Here is a 19,742-nt window from a genome sequence, read left to right as displayed (position 1 = left end):
GGTCGTCGCCGTCGCCGCGGGCACCGGGGGCGGCTCGGTGCGCGGGATCGTGCTGATCCTGGCCTACTGCGCCGGGCTCGGGATCCCGTTCGTGCTGATCGCGCTGGGCGCGACCCGGGCGGTGCGCGCGCTGGGCTGGCTGCGCCGTCACACCCGGGCGGTGCAGATCGCCGGGGGAGCGCTGCTGGTCGCGGTCGGGGCGCTGCTGGTGTCCGGTCTGTGGTCCCAGTGGCTGGTCGCGCTGCAGGTCTCGATCGCCGGATTCACCCCGCCGATCTGATGAGCTCCCCGCCGCAGGCCCCACCGCAGCCGTCCGTGTCGACACCGGACGGCGGACCGCCGCCGTCGCAGCGGCCCGGGCCGCTGGTCCGCGCGCTGGCGTTCCTGCGCAACACCTGGCGCGGGCTGACCAGCATGCGCACCGCGCTGGTGCTCCTGTTCCTGCTCGCGCTGGCGGCGATGCCGGGGGCCCTGCTGCCGCAGCGCTCGCTGAACGCGTTCCTCGTGGACGACTTCTACCGCGACAACCCGACCATCGCGCCGGTGATCGACGCGGTCGGTGGGTTCGAGGTGTTCGCGAGCCCGTGGTTCGCCGCCATCTACCTGCTGCTGATGATCTCGCTGGTCGGCTGCGTGTTCCCGCGCACCGGCGAGTACCTGCGCTCGGTCCGCCAGCCCCCGGTGATGACCCCGCGCAACCTGGCGCGGCTGCCGCACCACGCCGAGGGCGACACCACCGCCGGCGTCGACGACGAGCTGGCCAGGGCCCGGCGGCTGCTGCGTGGCTGGCGCACCGTGGAGCGCACCGAGGACGACGGCTCCCGCACGATCTCGGCGGAGAAGGGGTTCCTGCGCGAGACCGGCAACCTCGTGTTCCACCTCAGCCTGATCGGCATCCTGCTCGGCCTGGCCGGCGGGAAGATGTACGGCTACGAGGGCGACGTCATCGTGCGCGCCGACGGCAGCGAGTTCTGCAACAGCTCGATCCTCGGCTACGACAGCTTCCGCGCCGGGCTGCGCGTCGACGGCACCGACCTCAACGACTTCTGCGTGAAGGTCGACCGGTTCGACGGCACCTGGCTGCCGAACGGCCAGCCGTCGACCTTCGGTGCCTCGGTCGGGTACCAGACCGGGCAGGACGTCCGTGACGGCGTCAGCACCTGGCGTCCCGACGAGATCGCGGTCAACCACCCGCTGCGCACCGACGGCGACCGCGTCTACCTGACCGGATACGGCTACGCCCCGGAGTTCACGGTGACCTGGCCGGACGGGCAGAGCCGCACCGGCGAGGTCCAGTGGCGTCCGGTCGACCAGTCCGGCACCCAGCTGTCGGAGGGGGCGACGAAGTTCGAGCGCCCCGGCATCACCGACCCGGAGCAGCGGCGCACCACGCAGCTCGCCGTCACCGGGACGTTCGCGCCGACCGGCGCGGTCGACCCCGAGGGCAGGCTGGTGTCGGTGCACCCGGACCTGCGGTCGCCGACCGCCGACGTCGATGTGCTCCTCGGCGACCTCGGCATCGACGACGGCCGCGGCCAGTCGATCTTCAGCGTCGACCAGAGCAAGATCGACGACGGCGAGCTGCGCTCCGTCGCCACCGCGCGGCTCGGGATCGGCGACACCACCCGGCTGCCGGACGGCACGGTCGTCCGGTTCGACGGCGTCACCCCGTGGGTGAACCTGCAGGTGGGCCACGACCCCGGCCAGTCCTGGGTGCTGGCCGCGGCGGTGCTGATGGTCGGCGGCCTCGCGCTGTCGCTGTCGGTCACGCGTCGCCGGTTCTGGGTGCGGGTGACCACGCGCGACGGTGGGGGCGCGCGCATCACCCTCGGTGGTCTGGCCCGGACCGACCGGGCAGGCTACGGCGAGGAGTTCGACCGGCTCGCGACCGAGCTGCTCGACCCGACGGACAAGAAGGACGGTTAACCGGAGATGCTCGTCGACCCGATCACCGCGATGTGGAGCGACCGCCTGTTCCAGGCGACGCTCGTCGTGCTGCTGCTGGCGCTGGTGTTCGCGTCGCTGGAGTACGCGGCCCGCCGTGTCGCCAGGGCCTCCGCCCGGCAGTCGGAGCCCGCCCCGGTCGGGGCGGGGTCCACGGCGGTCGCCGCGCCCGAGGAGCCCCCGTCCGACGACGGCCGCCGCTCCCGCGCCGACCGCTACGGCCGGATCGGCATCTCGCTGATGGTGCTGGCGTTCCTGACCCACCTCGGGTCGATCGTGCTGCGCGGCTTCGCCGCCTACCGGTGGCCGCTGGGCAACATGTACGAGTTCACCTCGGCGCTGTGCCTGATGGCCGTCGGGGCGTGGCTGGTGCTCGTGCGCCGGCACCCGGGGCTGCGGCCGGCCGGGGTGTTCGTGCTGACGCCGGTCGTGCTGCTGATGTTCGTCACCGGCACCGTGCTCTACCTCGACGCGGCGCCGGTCGTCCCGGCCCTGCAGTCGTACTGGATCATCATCCACGTCACGACGATCACGCTGGCCTCCGGTCTGCTGCTCGTCCCCGGTGTGGCGAGCCTGCTGTTCCTGGTCAAGCGGAACGGGAAGCCGGCGTCGTGGGCCGCGAAGCTGCCGTCGGCGGAGTCGCTCGACCGGCTGGCGTACCGCGTGACGGTGCTCGCGTTCCCGCTCTACACCTTCGGGATCATCACCGGCGCGGTGTGGGCCGAGGCGGCCTGGGGCCGGTTCTGGGGCTGGGACCCGAAGGAGACCGTCGCCTTCGTCGCCTGGGTGCTCTACGCCGCCTACCTGCACGCCCGGGCCACCGCGGGGTGGAAGAACTCCGGCGCCGCGGCGTGGATCAACACGGCGGGCTTCGCCACGATCGTGTTCAACCTGTTCTTCATCAACATGGTGGTCGCCGGGTTGCACTCGTACGCGGGGGTGTGAGGCGCCTCGACCACCGGGTTCCGCCCGGCTACCGTCGTTTCCCGTGAGTGAGAACGGTTCCGGCGAGCAGCCCGACGGGTCGGTGGGCCGCTACGTGCGGGAGCGCTGGGCCACGACGGAGTCCCCCGGCCGGTCGTTCGGACGGCGCAGGCGGACCGGCGGTGACGACGCTGCGGAGCCGGCCGCCGAGCCCGGTGACACGCCGCCGCGGACCCCGACGGCCGCCGAGCGCGCCGCGTCGGCGCCCGCCCCGGGCCGCGCGGCCATCGGCACGCAGACCCCGCCGGCGGGCTCGGCGTGGGGCAGCGAGCTGCCCGAGATCGACGACGACCTGGTCGACGAGATCGACCCGTCCACCCCGCCGCACGGGATGGACCTGTCCGCCCTGCGCGAGACCCCGCGCCCGACCACCCCCGCCGGCACCGCGGCGGCCGCGGACGCCGAGGAGGAGGAGCCCGCCCAGGCCTCCGCGGGCGACCCCCGGCACCGGCGCGACGACGCCTCCCCGGACCCGGGCGTGCACGACCACGGCCCCGACGACACCGGCCTCTACCGGGCCGGGGGCACCGACTCCGAGCCGTGGTGGGCGGTGCCCGCCTCCGCGGTGCCCGACGACGATCCCGACGCGGACCTCATCTGGCGTGCCGACCGGTCCGGGGGCGCACGGCCGCCGGCGCCGGCGACCGCGCCCCGACGTCCGGGGACGACTCCCCGGCGGCCGCGCCCGACTCCCCGGTCCGCTCCTCGGCGGCCGACCCGGACTCCCCGGACCGCTCCTCGGCTGCTGCAGCCGACTCCCGGGACCGCTCCTCGGTCGCTGCATACGACTCCTCGGACCGCTCCGCGCCCGCCGGGTACGACGGACCGGTCGTGCCCGCCGCCGTGGCGCACCCGGATCCCACGGGTCGGTCCCACCCTGGTGCGGCGGGTCCGGCGCCCACGGATCCCGCGGGTCCGGGGCCCGCGGACCCCGCGGAGAGCCGTGGCCGCGCGGCGCGGGGCGGGTATCAGCCGTACGCCGAGCCGGCCGCACCCGGACGTGGTGCCGCGGCTCCCACCGAGGGGACACGGGAGCCCGCCGGAGCCGCCCCGACGCCCCCCGCCCGGCCCGGGACCCCACGGACGGATCGTTCCCGTGACGACCGGTCCCGTGACGACCGGTCCCGCGACGACCGCCGCCCCCGTCAGACGGACCGTCCCTGGCGCGCGGCGTGGGACGACGAGTCCGCGGAGACCGGACCCCAGCGCACCCTGACCCCGCCGCGCGGCCGCCCGCAGACGGGGGTGAAGCGGCCCCGCTGGACGGCCCCCGAGGCGATCGAGGCCCGGGCCGCGCAGCACCGCCGCAGCGACGAGCCGCACGGCGGGCTGGACCTCGCGCCGTCGCGCATGGGGCACGGTGGCGCGGGGCGTCCGCCGACGAGCGGATGGCGGCGCTGGGTCTACGTGCTCACCGGCGGCCTGGTGAACCCGGGGGAGAGCCCCGCGGAGCTGCACCGGCGCGACCTCGTGGCCCGCGCGAACCGCCCGCTGATCAGCTCGCACAAGATCGCGATGCTGAGCCTCAAGGGCGGGGTCGGGAAGACGACGGTCACCGCGACCCTCGGGGCGACGTTCGCGTCGCACCGCGGCGACCGGGTGGTGGCCGTCGACGCCAACCCCGACCGCGGGACGCTGAGCCAGAAGATCCCGTTGGAGACCACCGCGACCGTCCGCCACCTGCTGCGCGACGCCGACCGGGTCCGCCGCTACAGCGACGTCCGGGCCTACACCTCACAGGGTGTGTCCCGGCTCGAGGTGCTCGCCAGCGAGCAGGACCCGGCGGTGTCGGAGGCGTTCAGCGAGGACGACTACCGGCGCGCGGTCGACCTGCTGGAGCACTTCTACAACCTCGTCCTGACCGACTGCGGCACCGGCCTGATGCACTCCGCGATGTACGGCGTGCTGGGGATGGCCGACCAGATCGTCGTCGTGTCGTCGGGCTCGATCGACGGGGCCCGCAGCGCCTCGGCGACCCTGGACTGGCTCGACGCGCACGGCTACGGGGCGCTGGTGCGCAACGCCGTCGTCGTCATCAACACCGTCTACCGGCGGGGGACCGGTGGCGGGGTGGACCTCGACCGCGTCGCCGAGCACTTCTCCGGACGGTGCCGGGCCGTGGTCAAGGTGCCGTTCGACCCGCACCTGGAGGAGGGCGCGGAGATCGACCTGGACCGCCTGGAGGAGGCGACCCGCACGGCGTTGCTGGAGCTGGCGGCGGCCGTCGCCGACGGCTTCCCGGTCTGATCCCGGGCCACGGACGGGCCTGGCGACGCCCGATATGTGAGCGGAGACACCGAAGGGCGGTCCGCCCGGTCGGGGGGACCGCCCTTCGGTAAAGGCGTCTTGGTGGAGGTGCCGGCCGTGCGAACCCGCTCAGGGACGCTCGGGCGGGTCCTCCTGGTTGCGGACCTTCTCGTCGAGTTCACGCAGGAAGTCGGGGTCGTCGTCGGGGCCGGTCGCCCGTGGCTTCTCGGGCCGCTGGCCCGATGACCAGGGGAACTCCGCGCGCGGGATGCGGTCGGAGACCACCTGTTCGGACCGCAGGGTCCGCACGAGCAGCACCGCGACCACGGCCGCGCCGACGAGAAGGATCAGGAAGAACAACATCAGGCCACCTCCGCTGTCCAGCCTAGCGAAGGTGGCCTGACGTACGGGTGAAGTCGAGACCCTCACCCCATGTGCGTGGTCCGGATCAGCGCAGGCCGCTGTTCGCCTCGCTGGTGAGGTCGGCCAGCAGGCCACGGACCTCGGACTCGCGGAACCGGCGGTGTCCGCCCGGCGTACGGATCGAGCCGATCCGCCCGGCCGACGCCCAGCGGGTCACGGTCTTGGGGTCGACGCGGAAGAGCGTGGCCACCTCACCCGGGGTGAGAAGTCGCTCGGGTGCCTGAGTCGGAGCTGCCATGGGGATCCTCCCGAAGTGCACGTGGAGTATGTGTCACGGTGCTCGCCGGAGGCATCCGGCCGGGTACCGCTCTCTCTTTCCGGGCCATCGTGACACCACAGACCCCGGGTACTCGAACGGTGTTGTGTGGGTAAAGGGTTCTTAAAGGGCAAAGCCGGTGAACGAGTCGAACCGGACAGCCGGGGGCATCCGGGGAGGGACCGCCACCCGGTGGGGTGGCGGCGATCCGGACGTCCGTGCCGAGCCCGGGCGGAACCGGGCAGCCGCGGCCCGGCCGGTCCGGCCCGTACCCTGGTGGCCATGACGTCTCCGACCCCGCCGCAGGCCGCGGCGCCGGAGCGTGCCGGTGAGCCCGGGCTGGCCACCACGGTGGCGCTCTACACGCTCGCGCGGCTCGGTCTGCTCGCCGTGATGACGGTCGTCCTCGCGCTGATCGGTGTGCCGTGGCTCGTCGCGCTGCTCGTGGCGCTCGTCGTGGCACTGCCGCTGTCGATGGTGCTGTTCCGCGGGCTGCGGGAGCGGCTGGACCGGGCGATCGCCGCGTCGACGGCCCGCCGGTCGTCCGAGCGGGCGTCGCTGCGTGCCCAGCTGCGCGGCGACGTCGGCCCGCCGCCGACCCCTGTCACACCCGCCGAGCCGGCCTCCCCGTCGGCCGACACGTCCCCGTCGGCGACCGGAGCACCGTCCACCGCGTCTCCGTCCGGCGCGTCTCCGTCGGGCGCTTCCCCGTCTGCCGCGTCGCAGTCGATCGCTGACGGCGCTGACGGCGCTGACGGCGCTGAGGCGTCCGCCGGGTCCGACCCGGCCCCGTCGGCGGCCGACGGCCCGGCCCGCTGACGGTCGGACGGCCCCGGCCCGCCGGCCGGTCGCGCTCCGACGTGTGGGCCCGCGGGCCCCTTCCCGGGACGGATCGCCCCGGTACGGCCGACCGCCGTACTCCGACGTGCGGATGGCGCGCCTCGGTCCGGGGACGGATCGATCCGCCGGCGGTGTCGGGACCGGTCTCAGCCGAACGCGAGCCCGACCGCCACGGCCACGCCCCAGGCCAGCAGGAGCAGGCCGGTGTCCTTGAGGACGGGGATGAGCGCGGGGCCCTGTGCCCCGCCGAGCACGATCCGCACCGGCCGCACGGCCGCGGGCAGTGCGAGGAGCGCCAGCAGCACGCCGGGCCGGTCGAAGGCGGCACCGACCGCGACGACGAACGGCACCAGCACCAGCGCGAGGTAGAGCAGCCGGGTGCCGCGGTCCCCGAGCCGCACCGCGAGGGTGCGCTTGCCGACGACCCGGTCGCCCGGGATGTCCCGCAGGTTGTTCGCGACGAGCACGGCGCAGGTCAGCAGCCCGGCACCGACCGCGGCCCCGACGGCGGCGGCGTCGACGCGCCCGGCCTGGGTCACCATGGTTCCCAGCACCGCGACCGGGCCGAAGAACACGACCACCGCGACCTCGCCGAGCCCGGCGTAGCCGTAGGGCCGCGATCCGCCGGTGTAGTACCAGGCCCCGACGATGCACAGGGCCCCGACGAGCAGCAGCCACCACTGGCCCGAGACCGCCGTGAGCACCAGCCCGGCGACGGCCGCGATCCCGAAGCAGGCGAACGCCGCGGTCTTCACGATGGCCGGTTCGGCGGCCCGGGAGCCGACCAGGCGCTGGGGGCCGACGCGCTCGTCGTCGGTGCCGCGGATGCCGTCGGAGTAGTCGTTGGCGAAGTTCACCCCGATCACCAGCGCGACCGCCACCAGGAGGGCGAGCAGTGCGGAGCCGGGAGCGACGGCGCCCGCGCCGAGCGCGGCGCCGGTCCCGACGAGGACGGGGGAGATCGCGGTGGGAAGGGTGCGCGGCCGCGCACCCTCGACCCACTCTGCCGTGGTGGCCACCCCGGAAACCTATCCCGCCGCAGGGCCGTCCCGCCGGAACCGTCCCACCTCACAGCCACACCCCTGGGCCGGTCGCCACACCCGCTGCAACGGGTGTGAGGACTGGCCCAGGGGTGTGGCTGCGGACCCGGGAGGTCAGGGGGTGCCGGAGGGTGCGCGTTGGGCCGAGCCGGGCATCACGCGGGCGGCCTGGCTGGCGCCGTCGGGGACGTCGCTCGTGGGTGCTGGCGTGGGGGTGGATCCGCCGGCGGCCGGAGCCCCGGTGCCCGGCCGGTCCGCCCCGGAGGGTGACGGTGCGGGGGCGGCCGGAGCGACGCCTGCCGGGGCGGAGGGGGTGGCCGGAGCCGGTGAGCCGGCCGCCCCGGCGGACCCGCCGGGTGCCGGAGAGATCGCGGACCCGCCGGGTCCCGGAGAGGTCGCGGACCCGCCGGGCGCGGGGGAAGCCGCGGGCCCGGCGGGCGCCGCCGGAGCAGCGGAGCCGGCGGCCGCCTGAGCAGCGGTGCCGCCGGACGCGGCGGGAGCAGTGGAACCACCGGACGCGGCGGGCGCAGCAGACCCACCAGGCGCAGCGGAGGCGCCGGGCGCGGACGGCGCAGCGGGCGTGGGCCCGGCGGCAGAGGCGTCGGACGGAGTGGGCGCGGCGGGCGCGGCCGGGGCGTCGCAGGCCGGGACGTCGCCCGGCAGCCCGGCGAACGCCGTCGTCGGGAGGTACTGGCCGTCGCCGATCCGGACGAACGCGCCCGAGGTGCACTGCACCGGCACCTCGGTGGCGTCGACGGCGATCCCGACCGACTCCGCGCCGGCCTCGGGACGGGCGAGGATCTGCACGTCCGGGGCACCCTCGGTGCGGATCGCGGACAGCCGCTGCGACCCGGTCCACAGGTAGTCGACCTGGACCTGCGAGTTGTCCTTCAGTCCCAGGACGTCCCAGAAGATGCCGTCGCCCAGGTCGATGCCCGCCGGGTTGGCGACCTTGCGGCCGAACTGGTCCTTGCCGCCGTTGTGCCCGTTGCGCGCGGCCGCGGCCTGCGGCACGCCCTGGGGCAGGTCCTTCCACATCTGGCGCTGGTTCGACGGGTTCCAGTAGTCGTCCTTGGTGTTCCACGGACCGATGTCCCACACCGGGGCGATCGCGCAGCGGCCGTTGGGGGCGCAGACCTTCACCGAGTAGTCGGTCTTGCCGTTGGCCGAGAGCGCCCGACGCGACGGCAGCGCGACGAAGCGGTCCCGGTTGACGATCTTGTGGCCGTTCGCGGTGGTGCCGCCGACGAGCCCCTCGCGGGTCGCGAACACCGAGTAGCTGCGCGGAGCGGCCTCGGTGAGCGGCTCGCCCTCGGCGCCTGCGCTCGGCGTCGCGGTGAGGGTGACCTCCCGGACGGTCGGACCGGCCGACCCGGTGGCGGTGAGGACCAGGCGTCCCTGCACCTCGGTGACGGCCTCCGGCAGCTCGGTGCGGGAGCCCTCGGCGGGGATCCACTCGGTCCAGCCACCGCCTGCCCGCTTGCCCCGGACGTCGACCGACGCCGTCGAACCGGGAGGGGTGTCCGCGACCAGCCGGGAGTCGACCTCGCGGGTCGGGGTGTCCAGGGTGCGCGGAGCGAGGGTCAGCAGCCCGGTCGGGACGACCTCGGCCGGGTCCGCGGAGGACTCCGTGTCCCCCTCGTCCGCCGGGGCCCCGAAGGCCGTCGAACGGTCGAACCGGGCCCCGTCGGACGAGACGACGACACCGTTGCCGGTGCCCTCGCTCAGCTCCGGCTGCCACGTCGTGCCCGGCTCGCCGGCCCTCGCCGGGACCGTGGCGGCGGCACAGAGCGCGCCGGTCGCGGCGAGCAGACCGATGGCCCGCAGCCCGGCCCGCGTGATGCTGCGCATGGACAACCCCCGCTGATAGCTGTGACTCGTGTGACGACGGGGAACCCTGTGATGGGTGTGGGTTCTGAGTCGCCAGTGGTCGTAGCACACTCGATTTCAGGGGCGCGCGCAACGCACTCTGTGTGAACCAACTCCAAGGTGTGTACGCGGATCGGGTGGTGGAGACCGTGACGCAACGGTGCGATCCCACTGCTGAACGTGACCGACAACTCCGCTGGGTGAGCGGTCAGGCGGAGCGTGCCCTCGTCAGGAGCTCCGCGACGGCGGTGCGGTCGGGCTTGCCGATCCCGCGCTCGGGCACGGTGTCGGCCCGCAGCAGCAACCGCGGCACGGCGGCCCGACCGCAGGCCGCGCGGACCGCGGCGCACAGAGCGTGATCGTCCGGGGCGGCCGCGGCGGGCACCACGAGCGCGGCCACGATCTGACCCCACTCGTCGTCGGGAAGGCCGACGACACACGCCGCGCGGACGCCGTCGACCGCCAGGAGAGCCCGTTCCACCGCGGCCGGCGCGACCTTCTCGCCCCCGGTGTTGACGACGTCGTCGGCCCGGCCCAGGACGGTCAGCGTCCCGTCCGGCGCGAGGGTGCCGAGGTCCCCCGTCCGGAACCGGCGGACGCCCCCGTCGGACACGAAGGCCTCCGCGGTCGCCTCCGGTGCCCCCAGGTACCCGCCGGCGACGACCGGCCCGCCCAGCACCACCCGACCGTCGGCCGGGTCGAGGGTGACCTCGACGCCGTCGAGCGGGACGCCGTCGTAGACGCAGCCGCCGCAGGTCTCGCTCATCCCGTAGGTGGTGACCACCCGCACCCCCGCGGCGAGCGCGCGCTCGCGCAGCCGCGGGTCCAGCGCCGCCCCGCCGACGAGCACGGCGTCGTACCCGGCCAGGGCGTACAGCGGGGCGGCGCCGTGGTCGAGGACCCGTGCCAGCTGGGTCGGGACGAGGCTGGTGTAGCGACGGGTGCCGTGCGCCATCCGCCCGGTCGCACGGGCCAGGCCGTCGGGCCGGAAGCCGTCGCGGACGTCCTGGACCACACAGGCCGTGTCCGCGAGCAGGGCCCGCAGCACCACCTGGACCCCGGCGACGTGCTCGGCGGGCAGCGTGAGCAGCCACGACCCCGGGCCGCCGAGACGGGCGTGCGTCGCCGCGGCGGAGGCCCGCAGCGCGTCCGCGGTGAGCGCGACGTACTTGGGCTCCCCGGTCGATCCCGACGTGGCGACGACGGCGACCAGCCCGTCGGGCAGCTCCCCGGCGGCTGCCGCCCGCGCCACCGGCCCCGGCAGCGCGGCGGTCTGCCCGGTGTCGGCCTGCCCTGCGCCGGGCTGCCTGGTGTCGGCCTGGCCTGTGCCGGGCCGGTTCGGGTCGGCCTGCCCGGCGCCCGCGTCCGGACCGGGCCCGGATCGCACGGGCAGCACCGCGGGCCCCGCGCCGTCGAGGGCGGCCCGCAGCGCGGCGGCCAGCCGGATCACCGACTCCGCGGAGCCGTCCACCGGAAGTGCACGCACAGTCATGCTGTCAACCCTGTCTGCCGTGACGCACGCAACCGGAAGCAGCGTCCGAACGGCCTCTTTCATCAGATTCGGGGAACGGTGTAGGGCACGTGCAACGCGGACGGCCTCCCGCCCGACTCAGGGGGTGAGAGCGGCGGCGCACCCGCCCGCCGGTCACGGGTTCGAAGGAGCTCACCATGCCGTACACCGCCTCCGCCGACGCGTCCCCGACCGGGAGCCCGCGCTCGCTGCGCTGCCGTCGGCCCGCCGGCTCCGGGCACCGTGCGGACGCCGGTGAACTCGCGGCACTGGCCTTCGAGCTGCCGTCCGGCCCGGTCGGCGCTCCGGCCCCGGTGCCGACCCCCGCCCCGGCCCCGGTGCCGGTCCGGGTCCCGGTGCCGCAGCGCCCGGCGGTCGCGGTCCCGCAGCAGAGCGGCCCGCGGGGCGCCGCGGCGCGGCCGGTCCCCGTGCCCCGGCCGCGCCCGACCGCGGAGTGAGGACCTAGTAGTGCCAGGGGAAGGGCGACCAGTCCGGGTCGCGCTTCTCCAGGAACGAGTCCCGGCCCTCCACCGCCTCGTCGGTCATGTAGGCCAGCCGGGTCGCCTCGCCGGCGAAGAGCTGCTGGCCGACCAGGCCGTCGTCGGCGAGGTTGAAGGCGTACTTCAGCATTCGTTGTGCCTGGGGTGACTTGCCGTTGATCTCGGCGGCCCAGAGCAGGGCCTCGGTTTCGATGTCAGCGTGGTCGATGACGGCGTTGACCGCGCCCATGTGGTGCATCTGTTCGGCGGTGTAGGTGCGGCCGAGGAAGAAGATCTCCCGGGCGAACTTCTGGCCGACCTGGCGGGCGAGGTAGGCCGAGCCGTAGCCGCCGTCGAAGGAGCCGACGTCGGCGTCGGTCTGCTTGAAGCGGGCGTGTTCGCGGGAGGCGATCGTGAGGTCGGCGACGGCGTGCAGCGAGTGCCCGCCTCCGGCGGCCCAGCCGTTGACCACGGCGATGACGACCTTGGGCATGAAGCGGATCAGGCGCTGGCACTCCAGGATGTGGAGCCGCCCGGCCCGCCCGGTCTGCACGGTGTCGGCGGTGTCGCCGTCGGCGTACTGGTAGCCGGTGCGGCCGCGGATGCGCTGGTCGCCGCCGGAGCAGAAGGCGCGCTTGCCGTCCTTGGGGGAGGGCCCGTTGCCGGTCAGCAGGACGGCGCCGACGTCGGCGCTGGTCCGGGCGTGCTCCAGGGCGCGGTACAGCTCGTCGACGGTGCCCGGCCGGAAGGCGTTGAGGACCTCGGGGCGGTCGAACGCGATCCGGACCGCGCCGGTGTCGCGGGCGCGGTGGTAGGTGATGTCGCGGAAGTCGAACCCGTCGACCGGTGTCCACGCGTCCGGATCGAAGGTCTCGGAGACGGTCATGGCCGCACTGTAAGGACTCAGAGCGTGTTTGGAAATGGTGGGTGTGTCGGGATGGTCGACACGGCTGGGGTGCTCCATCGTGGTCGGCATGCAGGAACGACCGCGCCGGTACCCCTCGGACACCAGTGATGCCCAGTGGGTGGTGATCGAGCCGTTGTTACCGCCGCTCGCGCGGCGGGGGCGGCCTGTTGCTCATGCTCGTCGGGACGTGCTGGACGCGATCTTGTATGTCGTGCGGACCGGGTGTGCCTGGCGGGCGTTGCCGGTGGACTTCCCGCCCTGGCAGACCGTCTACTGGTACTTCAACCAGTGGGAACAGCAGAAGGTCACCGAGAAGATCCTCCCGGTCGTGCGGGGGCAGTTACGTATCGCCGAGGGCCGTGATCCGGAGCCGAGTGCGGGGATCATCGATTCCCAGTCGGTCAAGGGCGCCGACACCGTCGGCCAGGACTCCCGCGGCTACGACGCCGGGAAGAAGACAGGCGGACGGAAACGGTTCATCGTGACCGACACCCTCGGTCTGCTGCTGACCACGATGGTGTGCTCGGCCTCGGTACAGGACCGCGACGGCGCCAAGTCGATCCTGCTCAACCTCTACCTGCGCACCAGGGTGCGGTTCGTCTACGCCGACGCCGGCTTCGCCGGGCGACTGCTCGACTGGGCCGCCACGATCCTGCAGACAACGATCGAGATCATCCGCAAGCCACCCGAGCAGCGCGGATTCACCGTCCTCCCACGAAGGTGGGTGGTCGAACGGACCCTGGCCTGGCTCACCGCACACCGACGCCTGGCCCGAGACTACGAACGCCACCCCACCACATCCGAAGCCATGATCCGCTGGGCCGCGATCAACACCATCACCCGCCGCATCGCCCGTGGATACCCCGCCACCCGCCAGCAGAAACACACGACACCCTCAACCCACTAGAATTTCCAAACACGCTCTCAGTCCGCGACGAGCGGCGCCAGCCGCTGTGCGACGGCGAGCGCGGGGCCGGGGCCGGTCCACCCGGCGTCGCCGTCGGCGTCCCAGACCTCCGACAGCACGCACACCGCGAACCCCCACGCCACCGCGCGGTCCCACCCGATCCCGACGGCGTCGGCGAGCCGTTCCAGCCGACCCGGGGCGCGGCGGGCCAGCTCGGCCGGGTCGGCGTCCAGGGGGTTGTACAGCAGCTGCCCGCAGTCGTAGCCGGGGTCGCCGACCCGGCCGTGCGGGTCGATCGCCAGCCACGGCTCGCGGGTCGCGGCGAGGACGTTGTGCTGGTGCAGGTCCCCGTGCAGCAGCACCTCGCGCTCCGCGGAGCCGCACAGCTGCGTCCACACCGCCGCCGCCCGTTCCACCAGCGGCCGGGGCAGGACAGCGTCGGGGCGGGCCAGGTGCGCGTCGAACGCCGCCCGCTCGACCGCGACGTGGTCGAGCCCCGCCGGGACGGGCGCGCGGTGCAGCCGGGCGAGCAGCCCCCCGATCACCTCGACGGCCCGGTCGTCGGGCACGGCCGTGAGCTCGGTGCCGGGCTCGGCGCGCTCCAGCAGCAGCGCGCCGCGGGCCGGGTCGGCCCACAGCAGCCGGACCGCGCCGTCGCCGTCCCAGGCGCGCAGCGCGGCGGTCTCGGCGTCGAGGTGGCCGTCGGGCACGCCGGCCTTCAGCACGGCCGGGGTGCCGTCCGCGCAGGTCACCGCGCGCACCGCGTGGAAGGTCTGCGGCAGCGCCGCGCCGAGCTCCAGGCCCAGCTCGCCCGCGAGGTCGCCGAGCAGCCGGTCCCGGGTCGCCAGCCAGGTCGCGCCCGCCGGGCCCCAGGTACGCACCACGGTGTCGGCGAGCTCGTCACGGGGCATCGGCGCAGCGTGCCGAGGCGATCCGGATCACCGCAACCGGGTTCCCGTCGACGGGAGCGACCCGGGGACCGCGGGGTAGCGTCGGCTCCCAGTCCCGACCCGTCGCACGGGCCGGAGTCTGCGCCGAGAGGAGCCCCGTGACCACCGACAGCGCCGCGCGTCCCACCACCGCGAGGAGCGAAGGCGGATCGCGTTCGACCACCGCGTACCGCGCCCTGGAGAACGACCTGCGTGCCGCCATCGGCGGGGAGGTCCGGTTCGACGCGGGCAGCCGTGCGATGTGGTCGGCGGACGCCTCGAACTACCGGGGCGTCCCGATCGGCGTGATCGCCCCGCGCGACGCCGCCGACGTCGAGGCCGCCATGGCCGTGTGCCGCGCGCACGACGTCCCGGTCATGCCGGTCGGGTCCCGCACCTCCATCGCGGGCCAGGCCGTCAACACCGCGGTCGCGATGGACTTCCGCACGCACATGGACGCGATCCTGTCCGTGGACCCCGACGCCCGCACCGCGACCGTGCAGCCCGGCGCCGTCTGCGACGCCGTGCGCGACGCCGGCAAGCCGCACGGGCTGACGTTCGGCCCGGACCCGTCGACGCACAACCGCTGCTCGATCGGCGGCATGATCGGCAACAACGCCTGCGGCTCGCACTCGGTGGCCTGGGGCAAGACCGTCGACAACGTCCGCGAGCTGGAGGTCCTCACCTACCGCGGCGAGCGGATCGTCCTCGGCGGCGAGGGCACCGAGACCGGCGCGATCCCGGACGCGCTGCGCGCCCTGGGCACGAGGGTCGCCGGCGACGTCGAGAGGCACGTGCCCGAGCTGACCCGGCGGGTGTCGGGCTACAACCTCGACCAGCTCGTGCCGGGGAACGTGAACCTGGCGAAGGCACTGGTCGGCACCGAGGGGACCTGCGCGACGATCCTGTCCGCGACCGTCGACCTGGTCGAGTCCCCGCCCGCCCGCGCGCTGGCCGTGCTCGGCTTCCCGGACGCCTACCACGCCGCGGACAACGTGATGATCGTCCGCGAGCAGAAGCCGCTGACCATCGAGGGCATGGACGCCGGGCTGATCGCCTCGCTGCGGGCGCTGCGCCCCGACGAGACGACCAGCCGGATGCTGCCCGAGGGCAACGGCTGGCTCTACGTCGAGACCGGCGGCGCCACCCGCGCCGAGGCCGAGGCCGCCGCGCAGGCCGTCGTCGACGCGATGAAGGCCTACACGACCGGCGCCGTCGTCGTCGGTGAGCCGAAGCGGATGGTCGCGCTGTGGAAGGTGCGCGAGGAGGGCGCCGGGCTGCTGACCCGCTCGCCCGAGGGCGGCGAGGCCTGGCCCGGCTGGGAGGACGCCGCCGTCCCGCCGGAGCGCTTCGGCGCCTACCTGCGCGAGTTCGACAAGGTCCTGGAGTCCCACGGCCGCAAGGGCATCTACTACGGCCACTTCGGCGACGGCTGCCTGCACGTGCGGATCGACTTCGACCTGCTCACCAAGCCCGGTGTGCAGAACTTCCGAGACTTCATGATCGCGGCCGCGGACCTCGTCGTCGCGCACGGCGGGTCGCTGTCCGGCGAGCACGGCGACGGCCAGGCCCGCGCCGAGCTGCTCCCGCGGATGTACCCGCCGCAGATCATCACCGCGTTCGAGGAATTCAAGGGGATCTGGGACCCGGACGACCGGATGAACCCGGGTCGCGTCGTGCGCCCGGCGACGATGGACGAGAACCTGCGCGTCCAGCTCGGCATGCCGACCATGCCGGACGAGCCGAAGCTGGCCTTCGGCCGCGACCGCGGCAGCTTCCACCGGGCGACCCGGCGCTGCCTGGGCGTCGGCAAGTGCGCCGTCGACACCGGCTCCGGGGTGATGTGCCCCAGCTGGAACGTGACCAAGGAGGAGAAGCACTCCACCCGCGGCCGCGCCCGGCTGCTGTTCGAGATGGCGAACGGCGAGATCATCACCGACGGCTGGCAGTCCGACGAGGTCGCCGAGTCGCTCGACCTGTGCCTGTCCTGCAAGGGCTGCAAGTCCGACTGCCCGGTCGGGGTCGACATGGCCTCGTACAAGACCGAGTTCCTCGCGAACCGCTACCACCGCAAGCTGCGCCCGCGCACGCACTATTCGATGGGTGCCCTCCCGCGCTGGCTGCGCGCGGTCGGGGTGCTGCCGGCCGCGGCCGTCGACGGGCTGAACCGGCTCGCGCAGGTCCCGTTCCTGGCGAAGGTCGCGAAGAAGGCAGGCGGCATCGACGCCCGCCGCGCCATCCCGCCGATCGCCCGGGAGACCTACACCGCCCAGGCCGCCAGCGGGCTGCCCATGTCGACGGTGCCGGACCTCGGTGTTCCGCCCGGCAGCCGCGGCCCGCTGCTGTTGTGGACCGACACCTTCACCGACCACTTCGACCCGGAGATCGCCGCCGACGCCGTCGCGGTGCTGACCGGGCTCGGGTACCGGGTGGAGCTGCCCCCGCGCAACGTCTGCTGCGGCCTGACCTGGACCTCCACCGGCCAGGTCACCGCGGCCCGCCGGGTGCTGGCGCGCAGCCTGCGCGCGATCGGCCCGGCGCTCGACGCCGGGATCCCGGTCGTCGGGCTGGAGCCGTCCTGCACCGCGGCGCTGCGCAGCGACGCCGCCGAGCTCCTGCCCGACGAGCCCCGGGTGAAGGCCCTGAAGAACCAGGTGTCGACCTTCGCCGAGCTGCTGGCCCGGCACGCCGACGAGCTGTCCGCCGTCGCGGGCGAGGGCAACGGCGCGGCGCTGGTGCAGATCCACTGCCACCAGCACGCCGAGCTGGGCTCCGAGCCCGACCGCGCGGTGCTCGCGGCACTCGGCGTCGACGCCACCGTGCTCGACTCCGGCTGCTGCGGTCTGGCCGGCAACTTCGGCTTCGAGGACGGCCACTACGACGTCTCGATGGCGTGTGCCGAGCGGGCCCTGCTGCCCGCGGTCCGGGCCGCCGACGAGTCCGTGGCCCTGCTGGCCGACGGCTACTCCTGCCGCACCCAGGTCCGCCAGGCCGGCGAACGGGAGCCGGTGCACCTGGCCCAGATCGCGTACCGCGCCCTGCGAGGGTGATCGTCGGGAGTGAGGGGCCCGGTGCCGGATCCGGCACCGGACCCCTCACCCGTGGTGATCATGCAGGGCGCCGACGAGGAGGACCCATGTCCGACGACCGACGGGCGCTGGTGCTGGGCGGCGGCGGGCTGACCGGCGTCGCCTGGATGTACGGGCTGCTGGCCGGGCTCCTCGCCGACGGCGTCGACCTGCGGGACGCCGACCTCGTCGTCGGGACCTCGGCGGGGTCGGTGGTGGGCGCCAACCTGGCGGTCGGGCGTGACCCGGCCGCGCTCGCCCGGACCCAGCTCGCCGCGCCGTCCGGGGAGATCGCCGCGGCCCTCGGGCTGCGGCTCGCGGTCCGCTACGGCCTCGCCGCGCTCGCCGGCCCGCGCGACGCGACCCGGGTGCGGGCCCGGATCGGCCGCCTCGCCCTCGAGGCCGAGACGGTGCCGGAGGCGGATCGGATCGCGGTGATCCGGTCCCGGCTCGACGGCGCCGACTGGCCTGCCGACCGGGACCTGCGGGTGACCGCCGTCGACGCCCACACCGGCGCGTTCCGGGCCTTCGGCCGCGACGACGGCGTCGAGCTCGCCACCGCGGTCGCTGCCAGCTGCGCGGTGCCCGGCGTCTGGCCGCCGGTCACGGCCACGGGCACCCGCTGGATCGACGGCGGGGCCCGCTCGGCGGCCAACGCCGACCTCGCCGCCGGTACGGCCGCGTCGTCGTCATCGCGCCGCTCTCCCTGGGGCTCGGCGGGGCCGGGCCGCCGCGGGTGCAGGCCGAGGCGCTCGGCGCGCTGGCCCGGGTCGCCGTCGTCGAGCCGGACCGGCGTTCGCGCCGGGCGTTCGGCCGCAACCCGCTCGACCCGGCCCGCCGTCCCGCGTCGGCGCGGGCCGGCCGGGCGCAGGCGGCGGACGTCGCCGCCGAGGTCGCACGGGTCTGGCGCTGAGCCGGGCCCGCATTCCCGCCCGAGACGGATCCCACGGGCCGGTATGAGCGCGCGCCGGTGCGGGTAGCCGACGGACATGACTGTTCCCACGATCAAGCTGAACGACGGCCGGCAGATCCCGCAGCTCGGTTTCGGTGTCTTCCAGATCGAGCCCGGTGACACCGCGGACAAGGTCAAGGCGGCCCTGGACCTCGGCTACCGCCACATCGACACCGCGCAGATGTACGGCAACGAGGAGGGCGTCGGCAAGGCCGTCGCTGACTCCGGCATCCCGCGCGACGAGCTGTGGATCACCACCAAGCTGAACAACGACGGGCACAGCCGCGAGGCCGCGGTCCGCAAGCTCGACGAGAGCCTCACCAAGCTCGGCCTCGACCACGTGGACCTCTACCTGATCCACTGGCCGCAGCCGAAGCAGGACCGCTACGTCGAGACCTGGCAGGGCCTCGAGGACGCGCAGAAGGCGGGCAAGGCGCTGTCCATCGGCGTCTCGAACTTCCAGACCGACCACCTCGACCGGCTGGCGAAGGAGACCTCCACGGTCCCGGCGGTCAACCAGATCGAGTTCCACCCGCGCCTGGTGCAGCGCGAGCTGCGCGAGTACCTCCAGCAGCACGACATCGCGCTGGAGGCGTGGAGCCCGATCGGCCAGGGCAAGGGACTGCTCGAGGCGCCCGAGCTGACGGAGATCGCCCAGCGGGTCGGCAAGTCGGCCGCGCAGGTCGTGCTCCGCTGGCACATCCAGCTCGGGAACATCGTGTTCCCGGAGTCGAACAACCCGGAGCGCATCAAGGAGAACTTCGAGATCTTCGACTTCGCGCTGAGCGAGGACGACATCGCCGCGGTGGAGAAGCTCCACACCGGCAAGCGCATCGGCCCGGACCCCGACGACTTCGGCTGATCCGCGCCCCGCGACACCACGGCCCGGCACCCTCGCGCAGGGGCGCCGGGCCGTCGTCGTGACGGGGAGGGTGACGCGTGTCACTCCGACTGTTTCCGGTGGGCACGGCGCCGGTCGTCACCCGACGGGGGCCCGGCACGGGGCGACCCGGTGGACGTGGGCGCACACGTCCGTACGGTGGGGACGATGTTGGCGATCACCGAGAACGCCGCCGAGGCGATCAAGACCCTGAGCACCGACGCCGAGCTGCCCGAGGACGGGGGCCTGCGCATCTCCGCGCCGGACCCGGCGCAGGGGCTGGAGCTGGCCCTCGCGCAGGCGGGCGACGCGCAGGACACCGTGCTGCGAGGGGAGGGCATCACCGTCTTCCTCGAGCCGGCCGCGGCCCAGCTGCTGGACGACAAGGTCCTCGACGTCCAGCCCGTGGCGACCGAGCAGGGCGAGCAGGAGCTGCGCTTCGCGATCGTCGAGCAGCCCGAGGCCCCGGACGCCCCGCAGGCCTGACCCCACGCCGACCGCGCGTCG

18 protein-coding genes and 1 pseudogene are annotated in these 19,742 nt (G+C 74.5%); 12 read left to right on the top strand and 7 right to left on the bottom strand.

Annotation, left to right across the window (positions count from 1 at the left end; translation table 11 throughout):
- From KPL57_RS62445 to KPL57_RS71445, 5 genes are all read left to right on the top strand, one after another.
- Nucleotides 1-280, top strand: a 280-nt coding sequence (locus KPL57_RS62445) for a cytochrome c biogenesis protein CcdA (protein WP_226359132.1), incomplete at its 5' end; no start/stop codon positions are given.
- Nucleotides 280-1,926, top strand: coding sequence for a cytochrome c biogenesis protein ResB (locus tag KPL57_RS62440; RefSeq protein ID WP_226359131.1), 1,647 nt, complete (start codon nt 280-282; stop codon nt 1,924-1,926). The genes KPL57_RS62445 and KPL57_RS62440, both read left to right, overlap by 1 nt.
- Nucleotides 1,927-1,932: 6 nt before the next feature.
- Nucleotides 1,933-2,889: a c-type cytochrome biogenesis protein CcsB gene (gene ccsB / locus KPL57_RS62435; RefSeq protein WP_020625495.1), complete on the top strand. Its 957-nt coding sequence runs from the start codon at nt 1,933-1,935 to the stop codon at nt 2,887-2,889.
- Between the two features lie 43 nt (nt 2,890-2,932).
- A complete protein-coding gene (locus KPL57_RS73565) occupies nt 2,933-4,144 on the top strand; it encodes a hypothetical protein (RefSeq protein WP_264200041.1) in 1,212 nt (403 codons plus the stop codon).
- Between the two features lie 29 nt (nt 4,145-4,173).
- Nucleotides 4,174-5,175, top strand: a complete 1,002-nt coding sequence (locus tag KPL57_RS71445; RefSeq protein ID WP_374203977.1) for a MinD/ParA family protein — start codon at nt 4,174-4,176, stop codon at nt 5,173-5,175.
- A gap of 129 nt (nt 5,176-5,304) precedes the next feature.
- Here KPL57_RS71445 and KPL57_RS62420 read toward each other — a convergent pair whose 3' ends face one another.
- Nucleotides 5,305-5,538 (bottom strand): hypothetical protein, encoded by a 234-nt coding sequence (locus tag KPL57_RS62420; RefSeq protein WP_020622554.1) that lies wholly within the window; start codon nt 5,536-5,538, stop codon nt 5,305-5,307.
- Nucleotides 5,539-5,623: 85 nt separating this feature from the next.
- Nucleotides 5,624-5,836 (bottom strand): BldC family transcriptional regulator, encoded by a 213-nt coding sequence (locus KPL57_RS62415; RefSeq protein WP_043276768.1) that lies wholly within the window; start codon nt 5,834-5,836, stop codon nt 5,624-5,626.
- A gap of 300 nt (nt 5,837-6,136) precedes the next feature.
- Between KPL57_RS62415 and KPL57_RS62410 the strand changes: the two genes are divergently transcribed.
- Nucleotides 6,137-6,673 carry a DUF4229 domain-containing protein gene (locus KPL57_RS62410; protein WP_226359129.1) on the top strand — a complete coding sequence of 179 codons (537 nt, stop codon included), beginning with the start codon at nt 6,137-6,139 and terminating at the stop codon, nt 6,671-6,673.
- Between the two features lie 167 nt (nt 6,674-6,840).
- Here the strand turns inward: KPL57_RS62410 and KPL57_RS62405 are convergent, their stop codons facing one another.
- The 3 genes from KPL57_RS62405 to menE all read right to left on the bottom strand — a co-directional run bounded on the left by KPL57_RS62405 (nt 6,841) and on the right by menE (nt 11,095).
- Nucleotides 6,841-7,713, bottom strand: coding sequence for a 1,4-dihydroxy-2-naphthoate polyprenyltransferase (locus tag KPL57_RS62405; RefSeq protein WP_226359128.1), 873 nt, complete (start codon nt 7,711-7,713; stop codon nt 6,841-6,843).
- A gap of 135 nt (nt 7,714-7,848) precedes the next feature.
- Entirely contained in the window at nt 7,849-9,585 is a 1,737-nt protein-coding gene (locus KPL57_RS62400) for a hypothetical protein (RefSeq protein WP_226359127.1), read from the bottom strand.
- 226 nt (nt 9,586-9,811) lie between these two features.
- Nucleotides 9,812-11,095 (bottom strand): o-succinylbenzoate--CoA ligase, encoded by a 1,284-nt coding sequence (gene menE, locus KPL57_RS62395; RefSeq protein ID WP_226359126.1) that lies wholly within the window; start codon nt 11,093-11,095, stop codon nt 9,812-9,814.
- A gap of 176 nt (nt 11,096-11,271) precedes the next feature.
- Here menE and KPL57_RS62390 point away from each other — a divergent pair, with 176 nt between their 5' ends.
- Nucleotides 11,272-11,571: a hypothetical protein gene (locus KPL57_RS62390; protein ID WP_226359125.1), complete on the top strand. Its 300-nt coding sequence runs from the start codon at nt 11,272-11,274 to the stop codon at nt 11,569-11,571.
- A gap of 4 nt (nt 11,572-11,575) precedes the next feature.
- On the opposite strand, the gene KPL57_RS62385 is transcribed toward KPL57_RS62390, so the two are convergent.
- Nucleotides 11,576-12,478 (bottom strand): 1,4-dihydroxy-2-naphthoyl-CoA synthase, encoded by a 903-nt coding sequence (locus KPL57_RS62385; protein WP_226359124.1) that lies wholly within the window; start codon nt 12,476-12,478, stop codon nt 11,576-11,578.
- Between the two features lie 34 nt (nt 12,479-12,512).
- On the opposite strand from KPL57_RS62385, the pseudogene KPL57_RS62380 reads away from it, so the two are divergent.
- Nucleotides 12,513-13,422 (top strand): annotated as a pseudogene (locus KPL57_RS62380) (IS5 family transposase); the annotation flags it as partial.
- 1 nt (nt 13,423) lies between these two features.
- Here KPL57_RS62380 and KPL57_RS62375 read toward each other — a convergent pair.
- Nucleotides 13,424-14,317 (bottom strand): aminoglycoside phosphotransferase family protein, encoded by an 894-nt coding sequence (locus KPL57_RS62375; protein WP_226359122.1) that lies wholly within the window; start codon nt 14,315-14,317, stop codon nt 13,424-13,426.
- Nucleotides 14,318-14,454: 137 nt separating this feature from the next.
- Between KPL57_RS62375 and KPL57_RS62370 the strand changes: the two genes are divergently transcribed.
- The 4 genes from KPL57_RS62370 (at nt 14,455) to KPL57_RS62355 (ending at nt 19,721) form a co-directional block, all read left to right on the top strand.
- Nucleotides 14,455-17,385 carry an FAD-binding and (Fe-S)-binding domain-containing protein gene (locus tag KPL57_RS62370; RefSeq protein ID WP_226359121.1) on the top strand — a complete coding sequence of 977 codons (2,931 nt, stop codon included), beginning with the start codon at nt 14,455-14,457 and terminating at the stop codon, nt 17,383-17,385.
- A gap of 86 nt (nt 17,386-17,471) precedes the next feature.
- A complete protein-coding gene (locus tag KPL57_RS62365; protein WP_226359120.1) occupies nt 17,472-18,383 on the top strand; it encodes a patatin-like phospholipase family protein in 912 nt (303 codons plus the stop codon).
- A gap of 9 nt (nt 18,384-18,392) precedes the next feature.
- Nucleotides 18,393-19,217 (top strand): aldo/keto reductase, encoded by an 825-nt coding sequence (locus KPL57_RS62360; RefSeq protein WP_226359119.1) that lies wholly within the window; start codon nt 18,393-18,395, stop codon nt 19,215-19,217.
- 186 nt (nt 19,218-19,403) lie between these two features.
- The gene (locus KPL57_RS62355; protein WP_164514832.1) at nt 19,404-19,721 is read left to right on the top strand and encodes an adhesin; all 318 of its coding nucleotides are present in this window, start codon (nt 19,404-19,406) and stop codon (nt 19,719-19,721) included.
- Nucleotides 19,722-19,742 lie beyond the last annotated feature (21 nt).

Source organism: Pseudonocardia sp. ICBG601 (assembly GCF_020496245.1).
This window is presented reverse-complemented; position numbering and strand designations above follow the sequence as displayed.